Genomic DNA, 24741 nt, shown 5'->3' with positions numbered 1-24741 from the left:
CGAAGGGGCGTTGCGGTCGGGCGACCTCGTCACCGCGGGGATCCGCTTCCGGTGCGGGACCACGCGGGACGCTCGGTCCAATCGGTTTCGGAAGGCTCGGCGCGGGTGACGGCGGGTGCGGTCGCGACCAGGGTCTGCGTCTGGGTCGGCGGCTTGGTGTTCCCGCCGATGAGGGCGAGGATGATGAAGACGAACGTGGCGATCGTCATCAGCAGCACGCGCAGGTAGACGAGTAACCAGAAGAGGACGAAGCGCAGGAAGGCGGCGACGAAGACCGCCAGCAGGATCATCTGGGCGCAGGCGTCGGCCAACGAGCCGGCGAAATGAACCACACCCGTGGCGAACTGATACAGCTCCGCCCGGAAATTGAGTACGAAGGCCAGTGCGGCGACGCAGGACCAGCGGACGAAGGATCTTCTCGAGCGGGCCTCGTCCAGTCGCGCCTGCGCCGCGTGATCGGCGGAAGGCCCGACGGAAGAAGGAATCGACGGAGATTGCGTCGGCGCGACCTGCGCCGGCAGAGGTCTGGGTCTGCTCAGCCCGTATCTGCTCATGCCCGCTCCCGGATTGAACGACGGGACCATACGGCCAAGGTGTGAGACCGAAGTTAGATATTGCGCCAGCATTCTATCTATTCCGCGGCCTGCGCATTCAGGAACGTCCACATCGGCAGTCCAGCGGGACGTGGTACCGGCGACCGTCGGCGATCAACGCCCGGCCGATTCCTTTCATGCCTGCGCATGCGCGCTCATCGACGCCGGCCACCGAGGCGCGAAGGAATGAACTGGTGCGGGCCTCTTGCAGGGTTTTATGGTCATCTGGGTTCGGGTGGTCCGTCCGGTGCCGAGGAGCGCAGCCTGCCGCCGCCCCGGGGCAGCTCCGCCGCGCGGGAACGGCAGGTCCGACACGAAACGAAGGCGCCAGATCGATGACCACGCCCCGCCTGCCGATTGCGACCGAGAAGGTCTGCGTGGAGTTCTACGCCGACGTCACGTCGCGCGCGGGCGGAAGAGGATGGCGCGTGCCGATGGCCGTCGAGGCGTCGGCGCCGCGCGATCCAGCCGCCGCCATCCCGACGCTCGCCGTCTGCACGCTCCGCGGTGCGTACGACGAGGCCGAGGAGGATCGGACCACCTACCTGGATTCCGGCGGACGCGTCCTGGTGCAGCTGCGCGACCCGAACGGACACCTCGCGGCCGCACGTTCGAAGCTTCTTCCCGCCGTCCACGCCCTTCCGTACTTCCGAAGGTCCCACCTGGAGCAGGGGCACATTCCGCCCCGCCATCATGCGATCGACGGGGAGGCCGTACGGACCTACCCGCACGTCGCCTACGTGCCGCTGGACGGGCCCCTGCAGATCGAGGGCGGGGCGGAACTCGACGTCGCCCCGATACTTCAGGCCGCCGCCCACGCCCGCGACCTGGCCGTCTCCAGCCTTCTGCTTCGGCCGGAAGGGTGGTTCACGGTCGGCGCCCTGCCGCACTGGAGCGTCTACGTCCACGGGGACCGGAAGGCCCTGATGCTGACCGACAGGGCGCACGCCTCGATCGGAAACACGTTCGCCGTCGACCGGTATCGGGAGGCTGCGGACCACGCCGAGCGCGTCTACGGCGCGGGCTTCGAGACGATCGGCGAGCTCCACGAGATCGCGCCCGGTCGGATCCCGCTCTTCGAGACCGATCTCGTGAAGCTCGCCTGCCGATTGGGTGACAACGCGGCCCGGTTCCTGGCCGACCAGGTGGTCGGCATGGAGGGAGACCTCGTGCAGTCCTGGCACGAGGCGGCCAACGCGCGGGAGCTCGTGGCCGCCGAAGGAATGTCCGCGGCCTACCGCGTGCTGACCGCCTGCGAACGGCTTCTCGGCGATGCCCTCTGGACGAAGACGCAGAGGCACGAGCGCGGCTGGCGGCCCGAGATCGTGCGGGTCCGGACCGAACTCGAAGCCGCCGAGGCACCCCGGCAGATCGCAGGCGCAGCCCCATGAACGTCGACATCCGTGACCTGCCGACGACCTCGGTCAGCCTTCCCCTGTTCGTCGACTGCTTCGACAGGAGAACCGGCGATCCCAGGCGCCAGAAGTTCGCGATCGAGGCCCGCATCGCGGTCGACGGCCATGGCCTGCTGCCCGAGATCTGCCGGGCCGGCGGCCTGTCCTGGGCAGGCGTCCAGGAGGAATGGGACTACGCCGGGGCTGCCGGGCGCACCTACGTGGCCTTCCGAACCCGCTACCGCCGCATCGACGGCGTGCCCGTGCCGCCGTCCCGCTCGCTGTCGGAGGAGACGCAGCGTGCCGCCGGCCTGCTAGCCGGCTCGGGATGGAGCACGACGACCAAGGCCGCGCGGCGGATCTTCGACGACTGGCATGGTCCGCATCGCTCCACCGGTGAGGCGGTCTCCATGGACCGGGGCTCCTCCATGGTCGTCGCTCCCGATCCCGAGCGATGGCGCTTCGACGAACGGGCGCAGGAGTGCATCGACGCGCTCAGGCAATTCGCGTTCGAGAACGCCTTCATCGGTCCGCGAGGGCTCATGATCCAGCAGCCGCTTCCCGTATGGAGGGTCGACCCCGGCCTCTCGGCCGTTTCGGTGACGCTCGGGCATGTCGACGACTGGTTCGAGAGCACGACCCCATGGGCCTTCTCCGCGGGCAGGCTCGACGACGCCCTGAAGTTCCAGGCCGTCCTGGCCCGTCTGACCGGGAGACCGGCCCTCGAACCCGTCGGGACCGTCGAGGGCCTCGCCGACGGTTGGGACCGGCGCAACGACAAGATCGAGATCGCCCTGGCCCTTGTCGGGACGCGCGTCGCCGATCTCGACCGGCACGTGGCGAACCTCCCGCGGGCGGCCGTGGGCCTATGGCACGATCTGAGATCGTCGAGGCCGTCCGTCGAGGCCGAAGGCGAGCCGGCTGCCCGCCGGGTGCTGGCGGACTTCCTGTCCCTCCGGACCGCGGTCAAGTCGGGCTGCCGACCGGGCGGAGCGCTCGCGGAATGGGTCGGCATCACGGCGAGGCACGCAGCGCGGCTCGTCGAGGTGGAGGGCATCGCGCCGCATCCCGTCCTTCAGACCGAGGGTCCCAGACCGTGAAGGCACCCGAATTCGGCCAGCTCCGGTCGCGGCAGGCGCTGCTCCCGATCCCGTTCGACGTCTACGATCCCGCGACCGGCGAAGGCAGCCGGATGAGGATCCTCGTCGACGTGCGCATCGCCGAGGACCGTAACGGCGCGTCGGTCCCCGACGGCCGCTACACCGGCGTCAACCGCGGCCGCGACCGCGAGGTGGTCTACCGCAGGGTCGGAGACGTACGGTTCGCACCGTTCTTCGACGTGTGCAACCGGACCCCGGACATGTACCGGAACGCGGGCATCGCCGAGCAGCTGGCGAGCCTCAGGTCGTATGAGGACTACGCGATGCCCGAGCGCTTCTCGCATGTCTTCGCCCTCGACCTCGCGAGCCTCCATCCGGTCACGGGACGTCGGCCGACGCCCCTGCTCCACGAGGCGCCCAGACGTCTCGGCGATGTCGTGAGATCGGGGCAGGTCGTGATCGGATGGGACGAGCGCGTCGAGGCGATCCGCGAAGCGGCGTCGCGGTGCTTCCTGGTGCACAGGGATGTCGGGCTTTGCGTCGCGGCCGCGCCGCCGGTGTGGGGCGTCCTTGAGATCGGCGGCCACAAGTTGGTCCAGCTGCACATGGTCTCGCCCGGGAGAAACCGCGTGGACCTGTTCGACGTGCGCCGGCGCGAAGCCGCGGTGGCGTTCGCCGCCCAGAGTGGATCGGCGCCACTCGTCCGAGGTGGCGTGGTCGACCTCTCGAGCGATCTACCGCCCGAGACCGATGCGCGCGACGCGTTCGTTGGCCTGCGGGACGGCTTCCGGCGATCCCTCCGCGGATCGCTGTGCGATCTGGATGCGGAAGGCGTGAGGCTGTGGCACGAATGCGCGAGCGGCTCGGACGAGTTGGCGGGGTATGGATCGGCCCGCGAGATGCTCGAACTGCTCGAACGGATCGGGGGCGGTCTCGCCGGTACCGAAGCGTTCGAGCGCTGGGAGGCGACCACACGCCCCCTGAGCCGCCGGCTCTCCTTCGAGGCCGGCTACTCCCCGGCGCCGGAGGCCCTGCCGGGCGCCCGCCCATGAGACCCGAGGACACGCCGAGACGGACCGACCTGCCGACGACCCGCCTGCACGTCAGGGCCTACTTCGACCTCGTGAGGGGCGGCAAGGACGTTCGCATCCGCAGTCTCGTGGCGCTCGACGTGCCCGTGGACGAGGGCGGGGACCTGCAGCCGATAGCGCAGTGCAGCCTTCCTCATGGGGATGCGCTCGTGGACGTGGCGTATGTCGGCTTCGACGGCGGCGGCTACCTCCCTGCCGCAGCGAAGCCGGTGCGCTTCGGGAACGGATCGCGCCTGTTCCAGGGATCGAGGACGAGGCCCAACGAGCAGTTCCTGACCATCTCCGAACTCGCATCGATGCATCCCGAGGAGGAGGCGATCGCCGAGCGGCTGCACCACAGGATCTCGGGGCGGTTGCGAAACCGCTGGCACACCGAGTTCCGCGACGAGCAGGTGATCGGAGATCTGGGGCGCGAGATCGATCTCGAGACTCTGCATCCGACGCTCGCGGAGATCCAGGCGGCGGCCTCGCGGCTGCTGCTCGTCCGGAACGGCGAGATCCATGTCCGCGCCCCGTTGCCGTTCTGGATGGTGCTTCATCGGGACTGCGCTCCGCATGCTCGTCTCGCTCTGCCGCGGACCGGCGACGTTCCGGGCGGGATGGCCGCCTTCGCCCACGACCGTCTGGCAGCCGCCCTCGCCTTCGCAGAGCTCCCATCGGTCAAGGGGTCCCGACGGCCGGGGGCGCCCTTGGGATCGCTGGAGGTCGAGCCCGGATGGGGGCCGGGAGACGATCTCGCCTGGGTGGCCCAGGAGATGGGCCGGTACTGGATCCGGAACCTCGATCCGGCCGTCCAGGATCTGACGGCTGACGGCGTCCGGGCATGGCATCTCGTCTCGAACGCGCCGAGCGCGCTCCGGGACGGAGGCCCTCGGGAGGCCCGGGCCATCCTCGCCGGCGTCCTCGCGCTGCGCGACGAGCTCGTCCGCACGCCGTCGCTCGACGCCTACGGCTTCTGGCTCGACAAGACCCGGACGCTCGCCGACCGACTTATCCACATCGAAGGAATGACGGCCGCGCCGGAACCAGCCTCTCCCGCGTCGTTCGGATGAACTTCTTCATTCCTTCCGGACATGGCAGAACTGTAGGCGGATCGGTCCCATGGCCCGACAGATTCGTTGACATGACGGGCGTTCGGTATCAGCTTCGCCCCGTCGTTCCTTCGGAGAATGGAATGTCGGTCGCCATAACCACGGACGAGATGTTCGACGCGTGCTTCCGGATTGCGACCGGCGGCCCGCGGGACACCCACTGGACCCACATCTCGTCCCTTCAGAAGGCGGTGGCTTCCGTCGGCATCAACGCGCCGCGCAAGCTCCAGATCGCCACGAAGAAGCGCTCCAAGTCGCGCAAGGAGGGCGATCCGGTGGTGATCGCGCTCGAGAACGGCGATCGTCTCGAGGCCAGCGATTCCTTCGAAGGACTGAACCTGACGCTGCAGCGCGGGGACAACCATGTCCGCCTCCGGATCGTGTTCTACCATCACCGGTTCGTCGCGACGATCCGGGAGGTGCAGGGGGACATCGAGACCCTGATGGACGTGGTCCTGCACTTCGGCAGCTCGCGCAAGGAGATCCTCCGCGCCCTCGGCGAGGAGCCTCCGAAGCGCGCCAAGCCGCGTCTCACCGTCGTCTCCAATTCGGCAGCCGCCTGACCATGCGCCCGACCCAGCTCCTGGCCGCCGCCGCGGCCACCGTGCTCCTCGCCGCCGGCCCGGCCGATCTGCCGTCGGTTCCGGATCTCGTCTCGCAGGGCATGCGCTTCCTCAGCGACGAGGACGTGCTGCGCGAATTCCCCGGATCCACCTTCGAGGTCTCGCTCCCGGGTGTCGGGAGCGCCTACGTCGAGACGTTCGGCCGGAACGGGCTTCGCCGCCTCCGTTCCTCGGACGCCAAGCGCATGCCCGACGTGACGCGGCAATGGTGGGTCGAGGAAGGCAAGCTCTGTCTGGCGGTGCCGAACGGAACCGCCGAGTGCGGACGTGCCGTCGGACGGCTCGGCGAGGACTTCTACCGGCTCGGCGACAACCGGGTGATCGCGCGGCTGCGACGCATCGAGACGCCGTCCGCGCTTTCGACGACCGGCGGCCGGATCTGATCCGCATGCCGGGCATCGTCCGCCTCGTCCAGCTGGATGGCACCCTCCCCTCGCTGCCGCTGATGCTGCTGTCGTCCTTCCACAAGGCGCGAGGCGACGAGGTCGTGTTCACCCGGTCCCCGTACCGGCAGATGGACGAGCCCGCGTACGACGCCGTCTACGGCTCCGCGATCTTCGACTACAGCGCCGATCGCGTCGCCCGGCTGGCCGCCGAGTTCCCCGGCGCGATCATCGGTGGGACCGGCAGCGGCAAGGAGAACGGCAAGCGGCAGGTCGAGCACATCGTCGGAGGGCACCGGGATCTCGACTACTCGCTGTATCCCGATTTCGAGGCCAGCATCGGATTCTCCCAGAGGGGGTGTCGCTTCAAATGCGCGTTCTGCGTGGTGCCCGGGAAAGAAGGGGCGCCCGTCGCGACGGGATCGATCGCCGACATTTGGCGAGGCCCCGGCCACAAGAAGTGGATCCATCTTCTCGACAACGACGTGTTCGGCCAGCCGAAGCCTGCGTGGAAGGCGCGCCTCCGGGAACTGCGGGAGGGCGACTTCCGCGTGTGCTTCAACCAGGGCATCAACATCCGGGTGGTCACCGACGAGATCGCCGAGGAGCTCGCCACGGTCCAGTACCGCGACGACGGCTTCAAGGTGCGCCGCCTCTACACGGCCTGGGACAACATCGGCGACGAGGCCCTGTTCTTTCGAGGCGTCGATCGGCTGGAACGGGCCGGGATCCCTGCCCGGCACCTGATGGCATACATGCTCGTCGGCTTCGACCCGGACGAGACCTGGGAGCGCATCCACCACCGGTTCGACCGCATGGTCGAGCGCGGCATCCGTCCCTACCCCATGGTCTACGACCGCAGGCGGCTCGACCTGAAGCAGTTCCAGCGCTGGGCGGCGCGCGGCCTCTACCGCGCCGTGCCCTGGAGCGAATACGACCCGGGCGCGAAGGCCAGGAACAAGCCCGGCCCCGGGCAGCAGGCGTTCGATTTCAGCGGGTCGATGCCGGACGCTGCATGAGAGCAGCGGGCCTCGATCTCCTGGTTGTGCCCAATGGTGAAGTGATGCCGCCATCCAGGGCCGCCGGTGATCCATCGCCAGGGCTAGGCAATCGGCTCCAGATTCGTGCTCCGATTGCGTGAGACGCGCTGGAGAAGGCGCTGGATGAAGTTCGGATTCCGCGGTGTACCAACGGCCGCTTTGCGGTCGGCGGCGTAGAACGGATCGGAGTAGCAGGTCGCTCCGCCAGCCGCGGCAAGAAACTGGACGGCGGCCACCATGTCGGAGGATCCGGCGGTCACAACCGTATCTTCCGCCGTGAGCATCGGTAGATGCAGTGTCGGTCTTCCGGTTCTCGCGTCCGCCGGGACAGGCCCCCCGCTGCAGGTCAGGATCGTGATCGCCCCACGCTCGCGCAGCCAATCCAGCGCCGGGCGCATGTAGAGGTTGTGCGGGTGGCGCGCGCCGGCGACGACCAGCAGTTCGCGTTGCGGCTCGCGCAGGCGGCTCGCCCGCGCCACCGCCCAGGCCGGGGCCCAGCCGACCCCCGACGAGACGATGACGAGCCGCCCGCGCCCGAGCCGGTGAAAGGCATGGCCGAAGGGTCCTTCGACCTTCACCTTGGTTCCGGCCGCGATCCGGTTCCCCAGATGAGGGGAGACGGCACCTCCCGGCTGACGGCGGATCTGGAAGATCAGCTCGTGCAGCTCGCCCGACCCGTCCGAGCGTAGCGTGGGGCTGTAGTCCCGCGGGGGCAGATCGGCGAAGGAGACCCGAACATACTGCCCCGGCAGGTAGGCGAGCCGCTTCCGAAGCGCCACCGTCACTTCGACGATCTCCGGCGTGAGATCGACCACGCTTTCCACGTTGCCGAGGCGCCGGACGACGTCGGGCACCTCGTCGAACTCAATGGCGGCCTCGGCGGTGAGCCTCGCCCGGCAGGCCAGCACGGTGTCGCCGATGCGCGTGCCGGCGTCGTCCACGCTTCCGGAATGAATCCGGACCCGGCAGGTGTCGCACTGCCCGGTCGCGCAATCGTGCGGGATCACGCGACCGCCGGCCAGACCGGCGTCGAGCAGGGTTTGACCGGCCTTGGCGGAAACACGCCGGCCGTTGATCACGAGGGAGACCAGTTCGGCCATGGTCGGCGGCTCCGGTCAGCGCAGCAGAACTTCGACCGGCCGCATATGCCGGGTGTGGCGCGTCTGCGTGTGGTCGAAGGCCGAGACGTACAGGTAGAAGACGTTGCCGGGCAGGAAGTCGACGTCGTACTTGCTGCCGGTCGCTATCTTGCGCGAGGCGACCAGCGTCCAGTGGTCGTCCGCCCAGGTCGCGGCGGCCGAGATGCCGGCGCGCCCCCCGGTGTAGCCGTCGGTGAGCAGAACACCCGGGATCACGGTGCCCACCGGGATCGCCGCGTCGATCTCGGGCGAATAGGCGACCGTCTCGGTCTTCTCGACCATCCACCACGCCGAGCCCTCGTCGACGCTGACGTCCGGGTCGAGGTCGATCGTACCCATCTTGGCCGTGGTCGCCCGCCAGTCCTTCGGCAATCGCTGCGGCTCGATCGGGCCGCGGTAGCCCGGCGTCTGGAAGGCGTAGTTGTAGCGATAGGCGCTGGTGCCGGGATCGCCCCAGTAGCCGGCCTGATAGCGGGCCTTGCCTGCGCGGTCGGCCTCGGTCGGTTCGGTCGGCGGTCCGATGTGCATGTTCTCCATCAGGCCCAGCATGCCGCCGCGCCCGGACTTCCACTGCCACATGTCGATGTAGCTGCCGTCCGTGGTGTAGTGGAAGCCTCGCCGGTTGAGCGGCCCGGGCGTGTCGCCGAGCGGTTGCGGCCCCATATGGGTCGCGCCGCCGGAACCGAACGCGTCCGAGCGCGAGAAGATGACCGCGAGTTTGTCCTCGTAGTATTCGGTCACGTCCATCGTCGTGGCGTTCCGGTCGAGGATGTGCCAGCCGTCGGCCTGCTTGATCAGCGGAACGCGCTTGAGCGAGCGAGAGGGATCCCACCAGCGGAAGGCGAAATAGATGTTGTCCGCGTCGCGCACGGCGCGGATCTCGACGGTGGTCTCGCCTGTGCCGCCGAAATTCGCTCCCTGCATCGTTCGGACCGAAACCGGTCTGGCGGTCTTCCAGACGGGATCGTCGAGGAGCTTCGTGACGTCGGGCCCGGCGGCAACCTTGTCCACGACCAGGGTCGAGCGTCCGCCGATGTCGAGCCAAGCGAGACCGGCGACGACCGGCAGGCCGATCACGCTGGCGACCAGCAGTGGGCGGCGCTGCCGCACCGTCGGGTCTGCCAGCGGGGCTGGGCGGAACAACCGCAGGAGCTGCCACAGGCCGCCGTACATGAAGTGCGCGAGCGTGTGCACGGCGATGTAGGCCAGCGCCACCAGCGCGCAGGTGGCGTGCACCCACACCACCCATCCGCCATAGCCGAGGTAGAGCGCCACACCCGTGCCCGTGAGAACCAGACACACGACGTAGATGAGCCAGTGCAACGCGACGTTGATGCCGCCCCAGCGGGCCTTCCGCGCCGCCCTCGTCCGTCCGCCTATCAGAATGGCGCGCATCCGCGACAGGCCGTTGCGCTCCATGAGCCGCCCGCGCACGAGGTAGATGAGGTAGGCGGTGATGCCGAAGAACAGAGCGAGGCCCGCCACGAAATGGACCGTCCAGATTTCCCCCTGCGGCAGTATCGGCGCCAGCAGCTTCGCGGTCCGGGCGACGGGCGCATCGGCCGAGATGCGTAGGCCCGTGATCAGGCTCGCAATCATGGCGATCGCGACGACCCAATGAATGACGATCGTCCCCAGGTCGGAGCGTGGATGCCGGTCGGCACGCGACGTGGTCGCGGCCTTCCGTTCGGACACGGTTTCGCCGTTGCCGGGCGGGTGGGGCGAGAGTGTCAATAGATCCGACATCAGATCCTCCGGAACGCCATCGTCAATTCAGCGAGAAGGGTCAGTAATAACGCTAGCACGACGCCGGCGGATGGCTACTGCCAAGCTAGTTTGTCCAGACCTTACTTCGGGTGTGTTGCATAGGAGCGACCATCCTGAAGTGGCCGACTTGGCCGGAACGGTGCGCGGGTTGCGGAGAGGGACGCCGCGACGAGCCGGAGTTCGACCCGGCGAGATATGCCGCGCGGCACGCGGCGCCTCGTTCGGAAGGCATTGTGGCCTTCGGGATGACCAAGCCGAGCAGCCGGTTCGGGAAAGGAGCCGCGTTGGGCGTTCCTTCGAGCCCTGACCATGACGAAGCTCGAGCTCCCGCCGTCAGTTGCTGCAGAACCCGAGGGTCAGGCCCTGGCCGCCGAACGTAGTCGTCACGAAGCAGGCGGTCATCTTCATGTTCGCCAGGAAGACGCCGGCGCTCATGAACACCAGGGCGTTGCCGGCCGACGCGTTCGAACCGCGCCGGTCGGTCACCGCCTTGAGGACGAACACGCCGCGGAAGAAGGCCAGAGCGCCGAACAGGGCCAGAATGGTGAAGAGGTAGCCGACCATCTCCTGGTGGGCCTGGAGCCAGGCCGTGTTCGATCCGGTCACCGATCCGCTGAACCTGTAGCTCAGGAAGCTCCGGTCGAGGCCGCCCCTGGTGGTCAACGCGCCCGTCTGGCCGAGGATCGTCGTGCTGATCGCGCCGAGCAGGAAGGGGGAGTTGCACATCAGGAAGCCGACCGCGGCCTTGGCGACCGCCGACTTGCCGTCGCCGCCGCGCCCGCCCACGTCCTCGTGCGCGAACTCGAAGATCGCCTTCGCGACCATGAGCGCGCCGGCGAGGAAGACGACGGCGTAGGTGACGATCAGGCCGATCGGGACGACGTTCTGCGCGATGTTCTTCGAGAAGCAGACGGACGGAGCCGGCGACGCGTAGCAGTTCTCGGGCGGAGTGACGGAGCCGATGGACAGGAGCGACTGCAGGCTGCCGTCGCGGACCCCGAAGTTGGGGGTGTTGCCCATGTCGAGCTGCGCGGCGACGTTCTTGAACTCGGATGCGGACCCGAAGATGTTGAAGGCGTCCCCGAACATCGTCGTCACGCCGATCCCGACGGCATCCGGGAAGGCGATGAGCGTCGCGCCCGATGCGAGGTGCGCCATGCCGCGGCCGGCGCCGTTCTCCTTCGTGGAGCGGGTGGATCCCCAGGCGGCGGAATCCTTCAGCAGATCGAGGCCCTTGGCCAGCATGATGAAGCCGACGAGGTAGCTCACGCCCGTGATCGTCAGGAACAGCGGCCCGTACAGGTCCTTCAGCACGCCCGCGAGGCGGGTGCCCAGGTCGTTGCCGTTGGTCATGCCTGTGGCGTAGGCCGGGGCCGTGGCCACGAAGAAGGCGTAGATCGCCAGAAACCTGAACCAGTTGCGCATCGAGGGGCTCCAGACGTGAAGAGGGCCGGGCGACCTGCGCCGCCCGGCCCTGCGGCCTCCGTCTCCGAGGAGGCGGATCAGAAGTTGGTGGTCTTCTGGCTGATGCTCGGCGCGCCGTAGCCGAAGGTCGAGGTCAGGGTGCCGGTGAAGGCGGGGACCGCGACGAGGCACGCGCCGGCGCCCAGGCGCCAGAGGCCGTCGGTGTACTTCACCTGGCCGTTGCCGCCCTGGTCGGCCGCCTGCTTCAGCTTGTAGAGACCCGCCGCCACCATGCCGGCGCCGCCGAGACCGCAGCCGACCATCAGCAGCTTGCCGACGTCCGCGAGGTCGTCCTTCACCTTGCTTGCGACGCCGCCCACCGACTGGCTGCTGCCGGTCGTGGCCTGCGCCGCGCCGATGTCCAGCACGGTCAGCGTCGCGGCCGCCAGCAGGCTGTAGTAGGCGTTCGAGATCTTGTCCTTGTACCGCATCTGTCAAACCCTCTCTGCGCCAAAGGGAGGGCCCGTGGGAGCCCGTGGCACCGACGGCACCTTCCGTCGGAAGGAACGGCCGCAACCGCTCCTTGAGCGATCCGAAGAAACATGCTCACAATCCACGGGAACGTCAACGGCACGTTCACCATGCCTTTGGGATCGGAAGCAATGACCCGCACCGAGGACGTCGTCCGGGCGATCTGGCTGAAGGATTCGTACGCGATCGACCGGTACTACTGGACGATGCGGGCGGCCTGGGCGGCCAGCCTAACGGCGGCCCTCTCCCTGATCTGCGCCCTGGCGCTGCTCCAGAAGCCGCCCGTCTACAAATACGTGCTGACCCAGTCCGACGGGTCGATCCGGGAGATCGTGCCCCTGGAGCAGCCCAAGCACGACGACGACGCTCTGGTGCGGTGGGCGACCAACGCGGTCATCAAGGCCTACACCTGGGACTTCGCGAACTACAAATCCCAGTTCACCTCGCTGCAGGCGGACATGACCGTGTTCGGGTGGGAGCAGTTCAAGGCGTCGCTAGAAGGGGCCGACAACTTCAAGGCCGTGCTCGAGAACAAGTACGTGCTCACGGCCGTGCCGAACGGGCCCGTCACCATCTCCAAGCAGGGCTACTGGTCCGCGATCGGCCGCTATACGTGGCGCGTGCGGATCCCGGTGCTCGTCAGCTACGCCTCGTCGGTCCAGCGCACCAACCAGGCCCTGATGGTCGAGGCCCTCGTCGTCAGGCAGCCCGAATGGGTGAACGACGCGGGCCTCGGGCTCCGTTCGATCATCGCCGAGTTCTACTGATCTCCCGGGCGGCTGGGAGGCGCCATCCGTTCCTTCGACAGCTTGACCGGCCGCAAGGTCGGGGTCAGCCTCAGCCGAACCGAGGCCCGGCACAACCCGATGGATCCGTCGCACCAGACCACCGATTTCGCCCTGCTCCACGGGGCCGAGATCGAGGCGTTCATCCTGGCCTCTCCGACGCCGGTGACGGAGGCGCAGGTCTCCGCCCGCATTCCGGAGGGCTCGTCCGCGCGCGCGCTTCTCAAGGACCTCGCGGAGCGTTCGAAGGACAGGGCGGTCCGGCTCGTGCACGACGCCGAAGGCTGGCGCTACGCCGTGGATCCGGACGCGCTGCCCGAGGCGATGAAGGCGCCCGCGCGAAAGGCCCGGGAACTGACCGAAGCGGCCCTGGCCACGCTGGCCTTCGTGGCGCTCTACGAACCGGTGACGCTCGCGGAGATCGAGAAGGCGCGCGGCGTGAAGGTGTCGCGCGCGCTGCTCGACAAGCTGATGGAGGCCGGGATGTTGAGGCCGGGCATACGCAGGACGGGGACGGGCCGCGCGGCCACGTTCTCCACCACCGACGCCTTCCTCGACCACTTCCGACTGGACGCGCTGGCCGACATGCCGACGCCCGAGGAGCTTCTGAGCCGGGACATGCCGGTGGACGGCGTCGATTGATGCGGGATGCGCGCAATCCGAGTCTGCGCGTTAACGCGATGTCGAGAGCCGGCCGCTACGTTCCTGCGGATCATCGAAGGAATGGAAGGCATGACTGTCCTCTCGATCCAGCTGCCTCAGGAGCGGATCACGAACCTGCTCGTGGTGTGTCTCCCCACCGAAGGTCTCATCTCCGGCTTCAATGCGGGAGAGTGGACGGTCGTCGAGCGCTTCGCGGAGATGGGCGAGGCCAAGCTCCGCCTTCGTCGTCTCCTGGGTCTGCTGGATCATCTCAAGGCGCGCGCGTTCATCGTCCAGGAGACGGATCCGCGTCAGCCGAACAAGCTCGTCTCGTGGCGCACGGTCGTCCGATACCGGGAGCCCGACCTCTACCTCGATCCGTCCGACGCGGTGGAGCTGTCGGAGGAGGCCGACGCCAGTTGGACCGCGGCCGAGGATATGTTTCAGAACCCGCCCGCTCCGCCGACGAAGATCCCCTTCCCCGCCCGCTCCACGGTCGTGGCGATCGCCTCCTGCGCAGCCGCCGTGGTCGCGTTCATCGGCATGATGGTCGCGATCCAGTCGAGGGTCGAGGTCAAGGACGATACGCTACTCGAGTTCGCGCGCCGGGGCGGAATCTCGATGACCGTACCGGACGAGGGGCGTCCCGGCTGGTACGTCCGCCTGAAGATCCATCCGAACCGGACGATCGAGAAGGTCGGCAGCTTTCCCGCATACGATCTGGAGGCGGCCAAGAGGGTCGGAGACATGAACCCGGAGGACCTGGTCGAGGCCGCCAGTCGGAAGGTGGTGAGCGACCAAGCGTTCACGGGACTGCCGGACCGCGCGGCTGCATTGAAGGGCATCCCTTCCGCCCTGAGGCTGCGATGACGGGAACGAAGGTAGCCGATCGATGACGGCGACGGCGGCGATGCTGGCACGGCTTGCCGCCGTCGGTCTCGCGGCCGGTGTCTTCGTCGCGTCCGCAGCGCGGCGGCCTCCCGGCGTGGATTTCACCGGCGTCAACGACGCCAAGATGGCATGGAGGTCGCCCGAGGCCCGGGCGGCCGTCGTCGAGGCCCTCGGCGAGGCGGGAGCGTCGCACGTCCGCCTGATGGCCGTACGTCCGCTCGAGGCGGTGGCGGACGCCGCGGCCGCCCTGGGCGCCAAGGGCATCGGGGTCCTCGTGATGGTGCCCCTCGGCCAGCCCGACTTCTTCGGTCCGGCCACGGCCGCGAGGCCGGCCGACGGCGTGCACTACGAGCTGAGGCCGACCGCCGAGATGGACCTCCGGCGTTTCGAGACCTTCATGAGCGAGGTCCTGACGATCCTGGACGCCCGCGGGATCCGTCCCGAAGCCGTGGAGCTCGGCAACGAGATCAACATCAGCCCCTTCGAGCCGACGCTGCCGGTCGTCCCCGGCGGCATCATGGCCGATGCCGCCAACTTCGGTCGGCAGTCGTTCGCCGGGCCGTTCGGTCAGGCGCTCGACCGGTACGTCGACGCGCTCCGCCGGACCAGACGCCTTCTGCAGGGCCGCGGCGTTCCGCTGCTGCTGGCAAGCGTCGTCGGACCGGAAGGTGGCTGGGCCGCGGAGCATGGAGTAACCGTCGTCGCGCCCGAGCTCTGCCTGAGGATGCTGCTGGATCGCGGAGCGGCCGACATCGTGGACGGCTTCGCTCTGCACCTCTATCCGCAGGTGACGGCGCGCGAGAAGGATCCCGAGGAGGCCGTGCGCGCCGCGGTGGACGCGGCCTTCGATCCCCTCGCGAGGCTGGTCGGCCCCGGTCGACGGTGGTGGATCACGGAATGGGGGTTTGCCCGGTCCGTCGGTCGGGACTCCGGTATGGAGCTGCCGCGCGGGCCTCGGATGAAGGCGTTCGCGGCCGCGATCAACGGCAGGCCCGAAGCCCGTCTTTCCGGTCCCGCCTTCCTCTACGACTTCGCCGACGACGAGCTCTTCCGCATCCACGGACAGGATGCGCCGTCGGACCCCGATGCCCTGTTGACGATTTCGCGCCGCTGACCCCTTCTTCCGAAGGAACGGTCACGGACCGGGACGAGGACACCTTCGACCATGCTCGCCGTCATCGGAACCGCCGGGCGCGGCACGGACGCCGCCAGGATGTGCCTACCGCTCTACGAGGCCATGTACGCCCGGACGATCGCCGCCATGCGCGACTGGAACGTCCGGGCCCTCGTCTCCGGAGGCGCGGCCTGGGCCGATCATCTGGCCGTGCGGGCGTTCCTCGATGGCGAGGCGGACACGCTACGCCTATTCCTTCCGGCTCGCTTCGATGGCGCCCGGTTCGCCGGACCGCCCGCCGACGCGGCGCGGACCGCCAACCATTACCACGCCGAATTCTCCAGGCTGACCGGCATCGACACGCTCGCCCAGATCCGGGAGGCGGAACGCAAGGGCGCGACGGTCTCGTCGCACGCAGGCTTCAAGACCCGCAACCTGGAGGTCGCCGCGGTCGCATCGCACGTTCTCGCCTTCACCTTCGGCGCCGGTCGCGAGCCGTCGGCCGTCGCGCCCGACGACGAGGCTTTCGGTTCCGCCTTCGAAGCCGGACTGAAGGACGGGGGGACCGCGCACACGTGGTCTCAGACCTGGAAGGCGGACGCGAAGCTGCACGTCGATCTCGGCTGGCTCGCGCTCCAGCCGGAGCTGGTCAGCGGCACCTCCCTCGCGCCCCGGTGAGACGGGCTGGACGAGGCGCAGGGCAGCCGCGGATCCGATGCTAGGCACATGCCGCGGTCCATGCGGACGCGCCCTTGCGTCCGCATGGACCGGGCCCGTTCGCGACCGCGCCGCGGGTACCGGTGCAACGTGCATCGGACATCCGTCTCGCGCAGGCTCCGGAATTATGCATTCAGACTGCGCCAAGGCGACTAATGGACGCCGAATCCGCGTGGACGACCTACTGCGCCGTTGATCGTTAGATCAGGAGGTCGGTCTCGACCTGCGAACACCATGCACGACTTCGAACGCGCAAACCTTTAGTACGTGCCCACCGCGATCGCCGCACCCTAAGGTTGGCAAATAGCCGCGATCACCGCTATTTAACATGGATCTATCTTCAGGCGATTTGCAGTATCCGCCTCCATTGAACTGTATAGAGCATATCTGTTATCGTTGGATCAGGACCAGATTTCAGCCTGCCTAAGGTTATACCATGTTAATTGTGGAGGTCTCTACGTTCGAAAAATGGAATAGCGGGACCTTTCAATGATAAGGGCCATCGCCGCAGCCGCAGGCGGACTCGCAAAGGTCAAATTCGATGCGTCCCACTTCTTCGAGAATGCAATCGATAGGCAGATCGTCGCTCTTGCCGTCGAACAGTGGAGCGGCGAGGACGTAGGCGTCGTCGCCCGGTTCTGCTCCCAGACCGAAGACTTCCCGCAATTGACTGCTGTCGTCGAGGCATCCGAGACGGATGAACCGACTACGCTTGAGGTGGAGATCTATGGTCCGGACGCCTTGGCGTGGCTGAGGCAACATCGTCCCGACATCGTAGCTTTGATCGAGGATATGCTCGGGCGGGGCAGCTGTGATTACGAAGGCCCGTATCCCGCACCGCATTGGGACGACGATCGGGATTGGCCGGGCGCATACGAGCGCAGGCAGGGAAACGCCCCTCGATCGCCGCCCTTCCGCTGACCGCCCCTTGCCTGCGAGGCGGCTTGCGGCAATCCTTCGGCATACCGCTGAAGGAATGGTCCCCGTCATGCACTCCTTCGATGCCGCCGCGCTGTCGAGCGCCCATCCCTGGACCTCCGAGCTCGTCGCCCACTTGTCCGCGGACGCGGCGATGCTCGCGCGATGCGGACGCAAGGGATTCTCGTTCCGACCCCTTCTCGTTCATGGCTGCCGCTCGGACGTTCGTCACCGCGCCTTCTTCGGAGCGCTTGCCGATGCCGTAGGCCTCGGGATTTCCGTCTTCGCTCCGGGCGACGCCCTCAAGCAGGCGTGGCGCGCTCGGCCGGAAGGTCGCGAGATCGGGATCTTCGAGGACGTCGAGCGGTGGCCCCGGGAGGCGCTGGAGGCGATCGAAGCCGATCTCCGGAGCGGGTGGCCGGACGACAGGCTGCCGGTCTTCGTGGCCGGCCGCGAGAACGACGTCCCGGCCCGCATCGCTTCCCTCCTGGCCTCTGCACCGATGGGCGACGCCTACGAGCACCCGTCCGCCTTCCGCCGCCTCGTGGGTGCCGAGGCGGCGGCCGCTCTCGTCCGCGAACTGAGCGTCTCGGACACCCGCCGCCCCCTGGTCGAAGCCGCCCTGCTCGCGCTCTTCGCATCGCCGGGATGTCCCATGGATCCGGTCGAGATGCGCGCCCTCGGTCTTCGCGCGCTGACGGACATCGAGGACTGGACCGACGTCGACGCGTTCCGCGGATACGTCGAGAGGCGCGCGGCTCTCGGCGGCGGGGCCGTCAGGGCCAGCACGATCGTAGTCCGCGAGATCGGCGGCGCCAACGACTCGCGCGGCATCGTCGACATCTACGCGCCGCTGACGAGACCCCTGCCACTCGGGGGCGGTCACCTCGACCCCGGTGCGATCGCCGCCGAACTCATGGACGAGATGCCCTGGTTCCGGCACGCGATCGCGCGCCTGGAGAACGATCTGCGCATCGCGCACTTCGCCGAGCGTCCCTATCTCAAGTTCCGGCCGCTGCTGCTCGTCGGTCCGGCCGGCGTGGGCAAGAGCCGCTTCGCGCGGCGCCTCGCCCAGATCGCGGGCGTCGGCTACCGCTACCTGAACGCCGGCGGCAAGTCGTCGGGCGCGGACTTCGTGGGAAACGGCCGCTCGCACGAGGCGCCGACGCCGTGCGCACCGGCGGAGGCGATCTTCCGGTCGCGCTTCGCCAATCCGATCATGTTCATCGACGAGATCGACAAGGCCGCAAAGAACCTCGCGGCTGGCAAGCTCGAGGACGCTCTTCTGGCCGTGCTCGAGCCGGAGACCGCACGGCGCTACTACGACGAGTGCCTGCAGTCGGACATCGACCTGTTCTACGTGAACTACATGTTGGCCGCCAACGACCGCATGAACATCAACGACATCATGCGCTCCCGCGTGAGCGTCGAGACCGTCGAGAAGCCGCCCTCCGACGCGTTCCCCCAGATCGCCAGGAGCGTCATGAAGGAGGTTGCCATCGACTATGGTCTGGACGCCTCCGCGATGCCCGGCCCGACCGAGTTCAAGACGGCCGAGTACGAGTTCAAGGCCGGCAGAAGCATCAGAGAGATCAAACGCATCATGATCGACCAGCTGCCCAGGATCCTTGGATCCAGGGACGGGGCGGCGTTCGCTGCGCCGGCGCTCGAGGCTGCGGAATAGTCGGGGCAGGCGTCAGGCGGAGAAGAGCTGCCTGTCCCTACTGTGGAGATCGTGCGGGTCGAAGAACTTGGCGACCCAGCCGGCGTCGGTTCCCAGAAACCATCCCGCCTGCACCGCGCCCTGGCGCTCCGAAGCGGTGGCCCTGCCGTCCCTGGGTGCCTTCGGCCCTTTCGCGACCCCGTCGAGGAAGTTGAAGTGGTCCACGAGCGCGAGCGCCTCGATCGCGAAGACCGTCGCGACGTCCCCGTCCCGGATCGCAAGGAGGTTGTCTCCGTTCTGTACCTCCCCGCCTAGGGCAAGGTTCGAGGAGCCGCAGTAGACAACCGGGTCCGTGCCGTTGAAGCCGCAGACGACGAACTTGTGGTGGATCTGGTGCTTCAGGCCCCCGACGTTGGGCACCTGGTTGAACGGAGGCGGCAGCTGCGTGTTCACCGGCTTGCCGGTCACGAGCACCCCCTTGGGGCTACCGACCTTGTACAGCGCGATGCCGTTCGGCTTGTCCGAAATCCCGAAGCTGAAGACGTTCTCGTCCGAGTGGATCTCGTCGAGCGCGTCGTAGACGGGGTTCTCCGTGTCGCCGCCGAGCTCCATCACCGCGAAGAGGACGCTGCCGCGCCCGCCCGGCACCTGGGATTCCTCCGATATCCGCTGGACCAGCCCGTTCAGGATGTCGTGCGCGATGTCCTTGGCGTGGGGGGAGAACGTGATGGTGCCGGCGGGGTCTTCGCCGCCGCCGAACTGGAAAGTCCGGTTGGCCTGTTCCGATTCCCGGAAGGCCGGAGCCAGCACCTTCTGATCCCAGACCTGCCGGAACACCGATCCGTAGAGGCCTGCGACCTGGGCGTTGGCGTCGTCGAAGACCAGGACGTGGTTCGAATTCACGTACAGGCCGGTCACCGAGAAGTTGGTCGACCCCGTGAGGACCTTCACCGGATCGTCGCCGCGGCGGACGACGAAAACCTTGTCGTGGGCGTACCGACCGAAGTGCCCGCGCATGATCCGGTCCGCCCCGGCCTTCCGCGCGAAGAGGTCCGCGAACTCGTCCTCGGGCGCCGGCTTGCTCTCGTCGTGGTGGATCCTGGAGTCGTCGAGGACGATTCGGGCCCGGCCCGCCTCCCCGATCCGCAGGAGCCGATCGACGATGTCGGGTTCGTTGAGATCGTAGGCGAACACCTCGAGAGAGAGTGTCGAGTCCGCGAGAACCTCGTCCAGCAGGGCGAAGATCGTCTCGCGCGCAGTGAACCCCAGCCATTCGTACTGCTGGGCGTAGGTGAACCTTTCGCCCCGGGCGTTCGTCCCAGACAGCTGAGACGTGTCCCATTGAAGCTCGGCGTCGTTGGGACGGATCTTGGCGTCCCGACCGAAGTGGTTCACGAATGCCTGCGACTGCGTGAAGCCACGCGTGAAACCGACGGACAGGCCACCTTTCCTGAAGGGTGCGACCTCGATCTGTACGGCGACGCTTCCGGCAGGGTCGAGCGGCAGCATGGAGCCGCGGTCGTCGAAGTAGCGCGGCGTCACGACGTATTCGTAGATGCCGAACGCGGGCTTCAGACCCTGGTGGATGATGCCGGGGACATGCACCCAGCGGAACTTATGGAACGGCGCATTGATCGAGGAGAACGCCGTCTCCGTCGGATCCTGCGCATGGGCCGCCGGATCTTCGAAGCGCAGGTTGTTCTGGAGAAAGTACGGCTGCAGGCCGGGAGGTTTTGCCGAGATGGTGAACCCCGCGAGTTTCTCCCGTGCAAGCTCGGTCATCAGATCGAAGGCGAGAAGTGTCTTGGCGTCGCCGCGATGCGCGGTCACCTTCAGCTGCCCTCCGGACGCGGATACCTTGGCCATCGCCACCTCCCGTCACGCCCGTATTCGATCGCTCCGCCGCTACTTCGGGCGCATGTCGATTCGTTACGCTACGCTACGTGACGAATTCTGGCAATCGACCTGAATGGAGGCGCTTGAGCGTCTGGAATTGGCGCGGATACTTAATTTGCTCGGCTTTGGATGCTTTGCTGCCTAACCAATGCGTCGCGGAAGTCGCGGAAGTATTTGTCCACGTGGACCCGGTAGCTGCCCTCGTCGGTCTCCTCCTTGTAGACGACGCTCACGCGGGATGGGCCGATCTTTCCGCGCGCCGGCGGGTACGATTCGCCGACGATCGACGTCGAGCCGTCGCGGATCTCGACGCGCCCGCGGCCCCGGACCGGATCGAAGTTCCGCATGTTCGTCGACTGGACGAAGCCGGCGTAGCGCCGCTCCAGCGTCGTCAGCGTCTGCTCGGCCGGGACCGCGAGGTTCTCGCCTTCCAGTTCCAGGCGGACCTCGTCGACCTCGTAGGACATGCGCACGGGAACGACCTCGGGCAGGCCCTCGCAGATCGGGATCTGCTCGGAGCAGGCGTGGTTGATCGCGCTCCCGATCGGCAGCCGGCCCTTCCAGGCCCTGAAGTACAGGCTCGGCCTCTTGCCGGAGGCCTCCATGACGAAGCGCCCGGCGCTGGGACGGAAGTTGACGATGAGGGAGAAGCCGTCCAGCGGAGCCGGCAGCGGCCTGAGGCGGATGGCGAAACGCTCCCAGAGCATGAACTGGCGCGCCCCGGACCAGACGTCGGGGATCTGCAGCTCGGAACCGTCGGGCGTCTGGGGCGCCCGGCCCTGGACGACGTTCTTCAGGACCTTCGGGAACGGCTTGCCGTCGACGGGATCGAACTCCGGCCCCTTCTCGGTCGGAAAGAGCGACTGCAGGAAGGCCGAGAGATGATCGGCGCCGAGGCCGCGCGCGCCATCGAAATCGAACTCCTTCGTCCTGTCCACGTTCGTATCGAGGAACTGGAGATTGACTCGGTAGTGCCCCTTCAGGCTCTGCAGCTTGCAGAACACCTCGGCCGGACCGTCCATCGGCTCGATGCCGAGGAAGAACGGCGTCCGCAGCGGGCGCTCGCCCGTCGACACGTCGCAGGCCGCCTTGGCGGGGATGGTCGCAAGGGCGAGCAGGAGGGCCGCGGCCGCCATTCGCATCGGTACTGTTCCTTCGTTCGCTTCTCGACACCATCGGTCGGAAGGTATGGAAGGGCAAGCCGGCACGACATCCACACCTTCAATTTCGTTGACGGACACCCTCCCGCGGAGGCATGTTGCCCGACATCGAAGGAGTGGATCGTGCCCGAGGAACCGAAGAACCCACGCCGGCCGGGGCGCCCCGCCAAGCCGGCGCCCATCCCCGTCTACGTGGCGGGCGGAGAGGTCTCGACGCTCGCAAGCGCGGATCCCTTCTGGTTCCGGATCCCATCCGTGTTCATGGGCTGCCTGAATCTCTTCATGTTCCCGTTCCGCGCCATCCTGGTCGCCGCGGAGATCGCCCTCGCCTCCGCGCTGCTCGCCTTCGGCACCGCGGGCTGGATGTGGTGGACGAAGCGCATCACCGATCAGGACGTCGCCAACGTGCTGATGGAGGCCGGCGACCGGGTGCTCGGCATCCTCAAGGGAGCGGGCATTTTCTGATGCGCCTCCCGCTGCTCGTCGCACGATCCTGCGCCGCGACCGTCGCCGCCGCCCTCGTGGGCGCCCATGCCTCCGCGGCCGTTCCGACCCTCCTGTTCGGGGCTTCGCTGCGCGACTTCGCGGTGATGTCCGCCTCCACCTACCTGCCCGCCCTTGGCGTCGCCATCTGCGCTGCGCCGTTGGTCGCGAACGGCCTGCGCGAGGACGGCTTCGGGCGTCTCGCGTGGCAATGCGCTCTCGTCGCCACCATGATGATCGCGGGGTCCGAACTGCGGTGGATGTGGATGCTCGACCTCCCGCTCTCGCCGCCGCTCGTATGGAACGTCGTCTTCAAGGCGCTGCTGCGCGGATTCCCCGGCGGTCTCGCGGCGGCGGGCGCCATCGTCCTGGTCCTTCGTCTCCTTCCGTCCGTCCGTCCCGGGGTGCCGGCATGAAGTGCGCGGTCGCAGCCGACAAGGTCGTCCCGACTTCGACGGAGGCGGAGAACCTGCGCTTCCTGGCGCAGGCGGCCATCGCGCGCCTCGAGCCCTCCGCCCTGGGCTACGTCTCCAGGCGCGGGACGGTCGAGGCCGGGGAGGACTGGTTCGCGGCCGGGCGGATAATCGGCAGATGCCGGCGGACCTACGACCTCATCCCGCAGCTGGCCCGGGTGGTCGGTACGAGGAACGCCGCCGCGCTCGTGGTCTATCATCGACAGTACCGCGATGCTCCCTGCGCGGCGGAGGTGCTCGACGGTCGGACCGACGTTCCGCTCGGCACGTCGTCGCACGCGGCCCAGGCGGCGGCCCTCGCCTACGAGGTCGTGGACCGGGCCGCGGGCGATCTACGGGACCTTCGGACCACCCTCGAGCGGTTCGCCTGGAACGTCGAGCACCGCCTGCCGTTCAAGTCCGCCGCGCTCGCCGTCCACGTGGCGCTCTACCTGACGGACCTTGAACCCCTCGTCGTCGACGTTCCGGCCTGGGCCTCCATGGAGGTCAGGATCCGCCGGGATCTCGACTCGTTCCTCGAGCGCCGGGCCGCCTCGATCCGCACCTGACGCCGGTTCGCGATTTTCGACGCGCTGGGTCATCCTCCGGCGAGGAGTGAAGCCATGCCGCGCCGTCCCGACAATCTGCCCGCCCGCCACCGCGGCGGCCCCGTCGCCGCCGCCGGCGCGCGCCCTGGGCTGCCCGCAGACGTGGCCGGGGCGATGCAGGAGAAGCTCCGGCTGCTGATGGCGGGAACCGCCCATCTGAGGGACGAGTACGCGACCGCCGATCTGAACCTTGATCTCGCACGCAACCGCCTGGAGGATGCCGGCCGCCCCGCTCTCGCACTCCCTCCGGGGCGCGCGGGCGGACCCGTCGCCGCACGCCTCGCGGGGCCGGGGCCCGCTGCCGGGCCGGAGCGGGCTGCGGGCCTGCCGGCGGTCCTGGGCGCGGCACGCGTGGCGGCGATCGCCGGCGACGTGCCGCGGGCGCGAGGATGGACCCGCGTCCGCGACATGCCCGGCGCCTATCTGCAGAACGAGGGCATCCGGGCCCTGATGCGACGCCAGCAGCGGCAGTGGCCCTGCTTCGCGCGGCACGAGGCCATCTGGGAGGCCCAGGGCCGCGACCCCCTCGGGATGGTCGTAGGCCTCAACCTCGTCCAGGGCATGCCCGGCGCGGACGCCGACGAGATTCAGCGCGTCGCCGGTTGGATCCGGGAGAACGGCGTCGTCATCGACGCCCAGCGCGTCGACTTCGGTCAGGCGTTCGGCAACTACACCGCCGAGGCCGTTCTCGCGACGACCGAGGACAAGACGTTTCTGCTCGTGCGCGAACCCGCCGAGAACGGCTTCTCGGGCATGCACATCTACGCCTGGGACGGAGGCACCGCCGTTTACCGGGACGGTCCGGGCCGTGCCTTCCTCGCGGAGCGGGCGGAGGCACGGCCCGTCGCGCGGCCGGCCGAACGCATCGCCGCGCCCGCCGGCCTTCTCCCCGGCCCCGCGGAGCCGCGGCCGGTCGCGGTCCAGGAACGCGGCGACGGCGACCGCCGGGCCCTGGTGCGTGCCCTGCCGGCCGCGGCATCACCCTCGGTCGCCGCCGCCACCGACAGGCTGGCGCCACTGCGCGCAGCCGGGTTCCAACCGTGGGGATCCAAGGAGGGGCCCTGCCTCCGTAGGCCGGAGGAGGACGGCACAACCACCGTGCTCCTCGGCGAGCAGGGCCGGCCTCTCGCCAGGAGCGAGACGTTCCGCGTCCGCTCCCTGGACCAGGCCGGCACCGTTCTGGACGAGCGCGCGATCGACGATCCCGAGGATCTGCTGCGCGGGCCGGCCTCCGGCCCGCGGCCGTGACGTAGCCG

The 24741-nt window shown here is 68.3% G+C and carries 25 protein-coding genes; 18 read left to right on the top strand and 7 right to left on the bottom strand.

Annotated elements, in window-relative coordinates:
* Positions 1–29 precede the first annotated feature (29 nt).
* Complete coding sequence (locus tag PQI07_RS25585) at positions 30–626, bottom strand: hypothetical protein (protein WP_274927850.1); 597 nt, start codon at positions 624–626, stop codon at positions 30–32.
* Positions 627–928: 302 nt separating this feature from the next.
* Between PQI07_RS25585 and PQI07_RS25580 the strand changes: the two genes are divergently transcribed.
* The 7 genes from PQI07_RS25580 (at position 929) to PQI07_RS25550 (ending at position 7294) form a co-directional block, all read left to right on the top strand.
* Positions 929–1984: a hypothetical protein gene (locus tag PQI07_RS25580; RefSeq protein WP_274927849.1), complete on the top strand. Its 1056-nt coding sequence runs from the start codon at positions 929–931 to the stop codon at positions 1982–1984.
* Positions 1981–3087: a hypothetical protein gene (locus tag PQI07_RS25575; protein ID WP_274927848.1), complete on the top strand. Its 1107-nt coding sequence runs from the start codon at positions 1981–1983 to the stop codon at positions 3085–3087. Before PQI07_RS25580 ends, PQI07_RS25575 begins: the two co-directional genes overlap by 4 nt.
* Positions 3084–4139, top strand: a complete 1056-nt coding sequence (locus tag PQI07_RS25570; RefSeq protein ID WP_274927847.1) for a hypothetical protein — start codon at positions 3084–3086, stop codon at positions 4137–4139. Before PQI07_RS25575 ends, PQI07_RS25570 begins: the two co-directional genes overlap by 4 nt.
* Positions 4136–5230 (top strand): hypothetical protein, encoded by a 1095-nt coding sequence (locus PQI07_RS25565; RefSeq protein ID WP_274927846.1) that lies wholly within the window; start codon positions 4136–4138, stop codon positions 5228–5230. The genes PQI07_RS25570 and PQI07_RS25565 overlap by 4 nt, the downstream gene beginning before the upstream one ends.
* 122 nt (positions 5231–5352) lie before the next feature.
* Positions 5353–5832, top strand: coding sequence for a hypothetical protein (locus PQI07_RS25560; RefSeq protein ID WP_274927845.1), 480 nt, complete (start codon positions 5353–5355; stop codon positions 5830–5832).
* 2 nt (positions 5833–5834) lie between these two features.
* The gene (locus PQI07_RS25555) at positions 5835–6275 is read left to right on the top strand and encodes a hypothetical protein (protein WP_274927844.1); all 441 of its coding nucleotides are present in this window, start codon (positions 5835–5837) and stop codon (positions 6273–6275) included.
* 5 nt (positions 6276–6280) lie between these two features.
* On the top strand, positions 6281–7294 hold the full coding sequence (locus PQI07_RS25550) for a radical SAM protein (protein WP_274927843.1): 1014 nt from the start codon (positions 6281–6283) through the stop codon (positions 7292–7294).
* A gap of 83 nt (positions 7295–7377) precedes the next feature.
* On the opposite strand, the gene PQI07_RS25545 is transcribed toward PQI07_RS25550, so the two are convergent.
* The 4 genes from PQI07_RS25545 to PQI07_RS25530 all read right to left on the bottom strand — a co-directional run bounded on the left by PQI07_RS25545 (position 7378) and on the right by PQI07_RS25530 (position 12116).
* Positions 7378–8415 carry a 2Fe-2S iron-sulfur cluster-binding protein gene (locus PQI07_RS25545; protein ID WP_274927842.1) on the bottom strand — a complete coding sequence of 346 codons (1038 nt, stop codon included), beginning with the start codon at positions 8413–8415 and terminating at the stop codon, positions 7378–7380.
* Between the two features lie 15 nt (positions 8416–8430).
* Positions 8431–10200: an ethylbenzene dehydrogenase-related protein gene (locus PQI07_RS25540; protein WP_274927841.1), complete on the bottom strand. Its 1770-nt coding sequence runs from the start codon at positions 10198–10200 to the stop codon at positions 8431–8433.
* A 354-nt stretch (positions 10201–10554) separates the two neighbouring features.
* The gene (locus PQI07_RS25535) at positions 10555–11646 is read right to left on the bottom strand and encodes a hypothetical protein (RefSeq protein WP_274927840.1); all 1092 of its coding nucleotides are present in this window, start codon (positions 11644–11646) and stop codon (positions 10555–10557) included.
* Between the two features lie 77 nt (positions 11647–11723).
* Positions 11724–12116 carry a hypothetical protein gene (locus PQI07_RS25530; protein ID WP_274927839.1) on the bottom strand — a complete coding sequence of 131 codons (393 nt, stop codon included), beginning with the start codon at positions 12114–12116 and terminating at the stop codon, positions 11724–11726.
* Between the two features lie 171 nt (positions 12117–12287).
* Here PQI07_RS25530 and PQI07_RS25525 point away from each other — a divergent pair, with 171 nt between their 5' ends.
* From PQI07_RS25525 to PQI07_RS25495, 7 genes are all read left to right on the top strand, one after another.
* Positions 12288–12923, top strand: a complete 636-nt coding sequence (locus tag PQI07_RS25525; protein ID WP_274927838.1) for a DotI/IcmL family type IV secretion protein — start codon at positions 12288–12290, stop codon at positions 12921–12923.
* A 42-nt stretch (positions 12924–12965) separates the two neighbouring features.
* Positions 12966–13583, top strand: a complete 618-nt coding sequence (scpB, locus tag PQI07_RS25520; RefSeq protein ID WP_274927837.1) for an SMC-Scp complex subunit ScpB — start codon at positions 12966–12968, stop codon at positions 13581–13583.
* 90 nt (positions 13584–13673) lie between these two features.
* Positions 13674–14453, top strand: a complete 780-nt coding sequence (locus tag PQI07_RS25515) for a hypothetical protein (protein ID WP_274927836.1) — start codon at positions 13674–13676, stop codon at positions 14451–14453.
* Between the two features lie 22 nt (positions 14454–14475).
* Positions 14476–15588: a hypothetical protein gene (locus PQI07_RS25510; RefSeq protein WP_274927835.1), complete on the top strand. Its 1113-nt coding sequence runs from the start codon at positions 14476–14478 to the stop codon at positions 15586–15588.
* Positions 15589–15639: 51 nt separating this feature from the next.
* Positions 15640–16266, top strand: a complete 627-nt coding sequence (locus tag PQI07_RS25505) for a hypothetical protein (RefSeq protein ID WP_274927834.1) — start codon at positions 15640–15642, stop codon at positions 16264–16266.
* Positions 16267–16794: 528 nt separating this feature from the next.
* Positions 16795–17226 carry a hypothetical protein gene (locus PQI07_RS25500; protein ID WP_274927833.1) on the top strand — a complete coding sequence of 144 codons (432 nt, stop codon included), beginning with the start codon at positions 16795–16797 and terminating at the stop codon, positions 17224–17226.
* Positions 17227–17293: 67 nt separating this feature from the next.
* Positions 17294–18907: an AAA family ATPase gene (locus tag PQI07_RS25495; protein WP_274927832.1), complete on the top strand. Its 1614-nt coding sequence runs from the start codon at positions 17294–17296 to the stop codon at positions 18905–18907.
* A gap of 12 nt (positions 18908–18919) precedes the next feature.
* On the opposite strand, the gene PQI07_RS25490 is transcribed toward PQI07_RS25495, so the two are convergent.
* Together PQI07_RS25490 and PQI07_RS25485 are read right to left on the bottom strand one after the other, a co-directional pair.
* Positions 18920–20752 carry a phospholipase D-like domain-containing protein gene (locus PQI07_RS25490; RefSeq protein WP_274927831.1) on the bottom strand — a complete coding sequence of 611 codons (1833 nt, stop codon included), beginning with the start codon at positions 20750–20752 and terminating at the stop codon, positions 18920–18922.
* A 140-nt stretch (positions 20753–20892) separates the two neighbouring features.
* Positions 20893–21924, bottom strand: coding sequence for a hypothetical protein (locus tag PQI07_RS25485; protein WP_274927830.1), 1032 nt, complete (start codon positions 21922–21924; stop codon positions 20893–20895).
* 141 nt (positions 21925–22065) lie between these two features.
* Between PQI07_RS25485 and PQI07_RS25480 the strand changes: the two genes are divergently transcribed.
* From PQI07_RS25480 to PQI07_RS25465, 4 genes are read left to right on the top strand one after another with little or no spacing between them, the layout of a single operon-like run.
* Positions 22066–22407, top strand: coding sequence for a hypothetical protein (locus tag PQI07_RS25480; protein WP_274927829.1), 342 nt, complete (start codon positions 22066–22068; stop codon positions 22405–22407).
* Positions 22407–22841, top strand: coding sequence for a hypothetical protein (locus PQI07_RS25475; protein ID WP_274927828.1), 435 nt, complete (start codon positions 22407–22409; stop codon positions 22839–22841). Before PQI07_RS25480 ends, PQI07_RS25475 begins: the two co-directional genes overlap by 1 nt.
* Positions 22838–23446 (top strand): hypothetical protein, encoded by a 609-nt coding sequence (locus PQI07_RS25470; protein ID WP_274927827.1) that lies wholly within the window; start codon positions 22838–22840, stop codon positions 23444–23446. Before PQI07_RS25475 ends, PQI07_RS25470 begins: the two co-directional genes overlap by 4 nt.
* A gap of 54 nt (positions 23447–23500) precedes the next feature.
* Positions 23501–24733 (top strand): hypothetical protein, encoded by a 1233-nt coding sequence (locus PQI07_RS25465; protein WP_274927826.1) that lies wholly within the window; start codon positions 23501–23503, stop codon positions 24731–24733.
* The last annotated feature ends 8 nt before the right edge of the window (positions 24734–24741 follow it).

Source organism: Methylobacterium sp. 092160098-2 (assembly GCF_028920805.1).
GTDB lineage: Bacteria > Pseudomonadota > Alphaproteobacteria > Rhizobiales > Beijerinckiaceae > Methylobacterium > Methylobacterium fujisawaense.
This window is presented reverse-complemented; position numbering and strand designations above follow the sequence as displayed.